Raw genomic sequence first — 1,503 nt, 5'->3', positions numbered from 1 at the left:
TAACTGTTATGCTGCACTAAAGAACCTGTAAATGTCTTATTATGAGGGAATGTAAAATAATCTGCAATATAATGAAAAATTTCTCCCAGTCTGCGCCAGAACACTCTCTCCTTATACTGCTCAGTTCCATATTCCACAAGAGCCTCCAGTTTTTCCTGTACTTCATCAAAGGTTCCAAAAAACTCATGTCTCTTTGTTACAAAAGAAGGTCTGATATCCGGAAGGATGCTCCCAAGGCAAAATGCTTTTCTATGTGACTGCAGGCTTTCAGAAGCTTTCATCTGATCAGCCAGATATCTTGCCAGTAATATATGTGATTTTTTTCTCAAAACTTTTTCTCTCTTTCTTAAAGAAACCGTTTACTGCAACCAAAGCATACTATACCAGAAAACTCGATTTTTTTCAAATAAAATTTTTCTAAACTTTCACCAGATTTTCTTATGATTTCCATCTTAGAGAAGGATTTTTCTAGGGATTGCATTTTTTACACGGGGAGTACCCCTGGTCAAGAAGTTCTTCTCTGGTTCCTGTATACTCCATTTTATTTTTTTCTTTCATCATCTTAACACTTGAGCATTTCGATTGATGAAAAACCCGAGAATTCGTGTTAATGATATATGTTTCCTGACAATACCCCTGCACTTCCTGCTGTTCCTGCATTTCTCCATCTGAAAATTCTGACAGTACGGATTCTTTTTCTGTTTCCGGTTCTGATTCCTCCCAGCTGTCGCCTGTACTGTAATCAATCGTTATCCCCGGCTGCACGTTATAACAATAAACATTAAAAGATATCCCCTCTCCGTCATCTTCTACAGATCTTGCTTCCATCTGTACTCCTGAAGCAACCAGATCATCATTCCGATACAAAGGCGTTGCCCTGTAAAGCACATGATTTCCGGTTTCATGGATATAGTCTGCTGTCATATTTTCAAAAGGAAGCATCCCCTCTACATTCATATATCTTGTCCCAGTTATAAGATTCTTCTTATTCGCATTTTCCGCCGTAAGCTGATAGCCAATAAGATGACATCTGTTATAAAGATATTTTCCATCTACACAATCATATTTCACTGTCTGCCATCCAGATGGACGAACCTGGCCTATTTTCCCTCTTTCCTTTTGAGGCATCAGATCTGGTCCGATATTTGCATATGCCGCTCCGCATCTTCCCAGTTCGTCAAGTTCACTATAGATTTCAAAAGATTCTTTCTTAAAGTCCTCCTCTGCAAACTCTGGAATGTTATCATTCACCACCGTATATGGTTCTCCTGTGTATGAGGGCATTTCCTCAGGGTCTGCTGCCGCATAAATCTCCGTTGTTTCCATCGGAATGCTTTCCTCTCCCCACAGAAGCATTCCCACTGTAATTGCTGCGACAACGAGCCATTTCATCCTTTTCTTCATATATGCTCCCCTTTCATACTCTAATTTATATTTCGACAAATTTCCTCTTAAAATCCTACCACAGAAAAATCTTTTTTTCAATCTTCCGAACAAGGAGTC

The 1,503-nt window shown here is 39.2% G+C and carries 2 protein-coding genes; both read right to left on the bottom strand.

The window, feature by feature from the left end; translation table 11 throughout:
- The coding region (locus RDS42_RS14830; protein WP_308784326.1) for a zinc dependent phospholipase C family protein at positions 1 to 329 on the bottom strand (329 nt) is incomplete at its 3' end.
- A 139-nt stretch (positions 330 to 468) separates the two neighbouring features.
- Positions 469 to 1,404 carry a DNA/RNA non-specific endonuclease gene (locus tag RDS42_RS14825; protein WP_308784325.1) on the bottom strand — a complete coding sequence of 312 codons (936 nt, stop codon included), beginning with the start codon at positions 1,402 to 1,404 and terminating at the stop codon, positions 469 to 471.
- Positions 1,405 to 1,503: the final 99 nt, after the last annotated feature.

It is taken from the genome of uncultured Blautia sp., from assembly GCF_902497045.1.
Lineage (GTDB): Bacteria > Bacillota > Clostridia > Lachnospirales > Lachnospiraceae > Blautia_A.
Note: the sequence above shows the minus strand (reverse complement) of the source record. Positions and strands in the feature narration are given on the sequence as shown.

Coding starts and splice junctions, on each gene's coding strand:
- RDS42_RS14825 (WP_308784325.1), bottom strand. CDS start 1,404: ATGAAGAAAAGGATGAAATGGCTCGTTGTCGCAGCAATTACAGTGGGA.